The 4,767-nt window shown below is 68.3% G+C and carries 4 protein-coding genes; all 4 read left to right on the top strand.

Annotated features, from left to right (window positions below; translation table 11 throughout):
- Positions 1-1,787, top strand: a 1,787-nt coding sequence (locus tag GM668_RS30140) for a penicillin-binding transpeptidase domain-containing protein (RefSeq protein ID WP_260115638.1), incomplete at its 5' end; no start/stop codon positions are given.
- A gap of 84 nt (positions 1,788-1,871) precedes the next feature.
- Entirely contained in the window at positions 1,872-3,227 is a 1,356-nt protein-coding gene (locus GM668_RS30135; protein WP_155442671.1) for a hypothetical protein, read from the top strand.
- Entirely contained in the window at positions 3,220-3,774 is a 555-nt protein-coding gene (locus GM668_RS30130) for a hypothetical protein (RefSeq protein WP_155442670.1), read from the top strand. The genes GM668_RS30135 and GM668_RS30130 overlap by 8 nt, the downstream gene beginning before the upstream one ends.
- A 2-nt stretch (positions 3,775-3,776) precedes the next feature.
- Complete coding sequence (locus GM668_RS30125; RefSeq protein WP_155442669.1) at positions 3,777-4,760, top strand: hypothetical protein; 984 nt, start codon at positions 3,777-3,779, stop codon at positions 4,758-4,760.
- The last annotated feature ends 7 nt before the right edge of the window (positions 4,761-4,767 follow it).

Here is a 4,767-nt window from a genome sequence, read left to right as displayed (position 1 = left end):
TCTTGATGCTGGCGGGCCGCGTCGATGCGGTCCGGGGCGCCCGCGTGGCGGCGCGGCGCGACGCCTGCACTGGCAATGGCTGTGCGGCGCCGGACGATGTGACGGAATGGCTGCTGGAGCCGGAAGGCGCGGGTCCCGTCACGGTGGCGGTGCGTCCGCTGCCGGCGGCCGTGGCGGCGGGCGATGCGCGCTATCGGCATGTCTATATTGAGCAGGGCAAGCCGGTGTGGCGCGCGCTGGAAGGCGGCGGCGCCGCATCCGGGCTGTCGCATGCGGCGCCAGCCCGCCCGCAGCCAGTGCGGGTATTGGACCGTTATGGCGCACTGCTGTGGGCCGATGGCGCCACGGTGCGCGAAGCGCGTGCAGCAGGGCTGTCCGCCATGCTGGGGGTGGCGCCGGAACACGCGTCCGGCGTGGCCGGCATGCTGGCCCGTGTACCTGGTGGCGGACCGCAAACGGCCATGCTGACGCTGGACTTGCCATTGCAGCAAAGGGCGCAGCGCATCCTGGAATGCGTGGCATGGCAGCGCGGACGCTGGGATGGCGGTGCATGCCATGGCGGGACAGCGCCGCCGTCCAGCCGCCAGGCTGGGCTGGTGCTGCTCGATGCGCACAGCGGCGACATCCTGGCGGCGGCGGGGGCGGGCAATGCCCCGGCAGGCGCGTTCAACTGGCCGGAAGTGCGTGCCTTCGACCGCGCCAACCCCGCGCGCAGCCCTCTGCGCATTCCGGCCTGGCAGCATGACGGCGGCGTGCACCGCAGTCCGGGTTCCACGTTCAAGGTCGTCAGCGCGCTGGGACTGGAACTGGCCGCGCGCGGCGACCGCCAGCTCGATGGGCTGCTGGACGGCATGGCGCCCGCCGACATCAACCGCATGGCCCATGCGCGGGGCTATGACTTTGGCACGGCGGCCCCCGCGTATCCTGCCAGCGGGCGCGCCCGGATTACCAATTATCACGAACAGGGGCTGGAACACCGGGCGCAGGATGGCCGTCTGGGATTGCGGCAGGCGTTGGCATACAGCCAGAACACGTGGTTTGCGTGGGCCGCGGAATGGAGCGACCGCAGCTTGCTGGGCATGCCGGACGGGGGCATGCCCGACGTGCTGCCGCTGGAGCCGGGCGCGCTCGATGGTGTGCGGCCCGTGATGGCGGCCGCGCGCAAGGTCGGCTTTGGCGCGGCCATGCGGCTCGATGGCGGCTTGCTGCCGCCGCAATTCCCATGGTCCGCTTACGACGCGCTGCAATCGGTGCCGTCGCACATCGATCCTGTGCAAACCCGGCACGAAGTGCGGCAAATGGCCATCGGTTTGCGCATGCAGGCGACGCCGCTGCAAATGGCGGTGGTGTCGGGCGCCATCGGCGAAGGGGCGGCGGTGGCGCCCCGGCTGTTGCAAACACTGAATGGCCGCATGGCCCAAACGGCGCCATTGGCGGCGCTCGATGTGCGGCTGGACCGCATCCGCGCCGGCATGAAAGGGGTGATCGACAGCGGCACGGCGGCCGGCGCCTTTGGCGGCCCGGCGCTGGCCGGCGTGCGGCGTGGCCTGTATGGCAAGACCGGCACGGCGCCCACCGGCGAGGGGACGGCCACCGTGTGGTTCACCGGCTGGCTGGAGCCCGATACGTTGCAGGGGCAGCCGCACCGCCTCGCATTTGCATTATTTGTCAGCCATTCCGAAGCCAGCGGCGGCGAGCATGCGGCGCCCGTGATGGCCGCGCTGCTGGCTGACCTCAGCCGTATCGCTGGAACAGAAGGCAAAAAACCTTCGTATCCGCGGCAATGACCGGCATGCAAACATGGCATCATCGTGCAGACTCCGCCGAAGTCTGCGCGTTGTGCGCAGTCCGGCCGGACGCAAGGACAGGTCATGCGGTTGCCGGGAACACGCTATCAGGAACATGGATGGGAACACGTGCGCAAGCTGCTGGGCCGCTGTTCGCTGGCCGTGTTCGGTGCATTGCCGGTGGAGGCGCTGCTCGATGCCGCGCGCCGGCCGGAAGTGCTCAATGAAGTGCTCGATGATTATCTGGACGCGATGGCCGTGCAATTGCGCGACCCCCGCTACCACGCGCAAGCCGCCTTGCCGGGCAACAGCTATGGCGAAACCGCAGGGGAGCTGGCGTGCTCGCTGCTGTTTGAATTGCGCGCGCAGCCGTCCATGTGGGACAGCCTGTGCGCAGCCGTGGCGGCGGAGCATGCGAAGCAAGGCGCATTCTGGCAGCACGGCGGCGGCAGCGCCATGCTGCGCAAGAAAGCCAACGACATGTATGCCGTGTTGCGGGACAAGGCTGACGCGGATGCCTGCACGGCCGCCACCGGCCGTCCGTGTTCGCCGAACCGCATCTACACGTACCGCATGCTGGATATGGCGTACAGTGAAATTGCCCGCATCTTTGCCAACTGGCGCCACTGCGAAGCGCAAGTGGCCGACATCCTGGGCCGCGCGCCCCGCGGCATGCCGATTGAAGCGCGCCAGATGCAGACCATTGCCGATTGCCGCGCCGCGTGGGTGATACGGTGGAGCGAGACCTTGGAGCGCCACACGGGCAATCCCGGGCCATTGCACACGAAGTCCAAACGCTTCGCCAGCCTGAAAAACCAGCCGGAGACCATTGCCGCCATGCTGGAGGAAATCGGCGAGTATGAAGCGCTGTCGGCCAACCGGGATGCGCTGGGACAGGTACGCAGCGATGAAGAAGAGGCGGCGCTGTGGCTGGAAGATTATTGGCGCGTCGTGGCGCAGTCGGAAGCGGCTGAAGCGGCGGGCGCCGTGGACAGCGGCGGGGAATTGCCGGAGCCGCCGGAACCCGATTTGCTGGACTGCTTGCTGGCGCCGCCCGGCCACCATTTCCAGCATGATGATGACAGCGATGACGATGAACCCGTCATGGAAGCCGCCGCCATTCAAGACGATGACGTTTCCCTGTCCCCCGGCTTTGTTGGTGAAGCGGCATTGCATGGGGCAGGGCAAGTCGCCGCGATATTGGCCGGCGTGTCGCTGCCGGTCAGGCTGGCCGTCTACCACGCGCTGCTGGGGCCGCGCGACGACAGCTATCCGGACGCATGGCTCGATGCCGCCACTGGCGAATTGCCGTCATTGCGCCAGCTGGCTGCGCTGGACGGCATTTCCATGCCGACCTTGCGCAAGCGGCGCAATGAAGCGATGGCGCAACTGGCGCAAGCGGCCGCTGACGGCGTGACAGGAAAGGGACGAGATGAGTGAACATAAAGTACTGGCGCAAGCGCTGCTGGCGCGCGCCGTGCCGGGCGACCGGCTGGTGCTGGCGGACGCGGTGCTGCTGGCAGCGCTGGACGGCAGCCGCCCGCTGGCGCCGTCCGAACGCAGTGCGCTGCAAGGCTCGCCGCTGACGTTGCGGCGTTTTAAGCATTTGGCCTTGCAGCGCCGTGCCGCGCCGCAGGCCGCCAACGATGCGCAATGGTTCAAAAGCAGCGGCATGCTGCGCGCGGCCGCCGATACTGCCGAACTGGAAGAACTGGTGACGGATGACGGCCATTGGGCGCTGCATTTCGTGGCGGACGGCGGGCCGGGCTGGCAGCTGGTCTTGAAACTGGATGCGCAGGCGCCATTCGCGCAGCGCCTGTTGCGCGAACGCCCGCTGCTGCGCGTGGTCGATGGCGGCGGCGCGATCTTGCTGCAAGGGCGCCTTGATGATGATGGCGAGTGCGAGCGCCCGTGGACATCCGAGCTGGCGCCGATGGCGCACTTCCAGCTGTATGGCGCGACGTTTGCCATTGAACCGTGCCGGTGACCATGTTCGGCATCGGTAACAGCGCGGTGCAGGCGGCGCAGGTGGCGCAGCTGGGGACTGCGCTGGTGGCGCTGCGGCTTGGCCGGGCGGCGCGGCTGCCATCCGGATGCGTGGAGCTGGTCTTCAGCGCGGCAGGCCAGGCCCGCCGCGCGCCGTACAGCCGCAAGGGCCGCGATGAAAGCGCGTATGCCTACCATCCTGGTCCCTATGAAACTGCCTTTGCCCCATTTGCGGCTGCGCCGGAAATCGGCTTGCGGCTGCGCTACCTGGCCGATGCCAGCGATCCCCGCGTGGCGCAGCAGCGCTTTGACTTGTTCCTGTTCAGCGAAGCGGGCGACGCGCTGGCCATCGATGCGTTGCACGGCGCCGTGGCTGCGGCGGTGCGCGATGCGCTGGCGCAGGGTACGCTGGATTTACCAGCCTGCACCACGCTGGACGAGTGGCACGCGTTCCGGGCCGGGCTCAATGAATTGCTGTACACGCGGTTCGGGCTGACAGTCGATGACTGCGTGCCGGTGGATCTGGCTGATGCCGTTGATTACGCGCAGGTATTGCGGGCGCGGCAAGCGGACATGCCCGGCGCGCAAGTTCGCGCTGGTGCGGGCGAAGCTGTGCTGGCGTCTGAATCGCAGGCGTCCGGCGCCGATGCGCATGTTGCGGCGGACGAGCCAGTGTTTACGTTTGACGAAGTGCATGGCGCAGCGCCGGATGTCCCGGTGGCCGCTGCAGCCGCGCCGAGCCTCGGCTGCGGCCCGGCTGCAGCCGATGCGCACGCACTGCGCCGCCTGTTCCTGGAATTGCCTGCCTGGTCCGCAGGCGTGCGGGCGCTGGATCTGCCGGCCGGGCAGCTGCTGTTTGCCGCGCGGCGCGAATATCCTTGTCGACAGCGACTTCGAGCTTGCCGCTCAACGGCGTTCCCGGCGTCAGTGCAACCGCCGTTTGCGGCGTATCGCCCGCATCATCGGCGGCGCCCACGCTGGCGCTGATGGTATA

Source organism: Pseudoduganella ginsengisoli, from assembly GCF_009720865.1.
GTDB lineage: Bacteria > Pseudomonadota > Gammaproteobacteria > Burkholderiales > Burkholderiaceae_D > Rugamonas > Rugamonas ginsengisoli.
The sequence above is the reverse complement of the archived record's forward strand: the minus strand, read 5'-3'. Positions and strand labels throughout refer to the sequence as shown.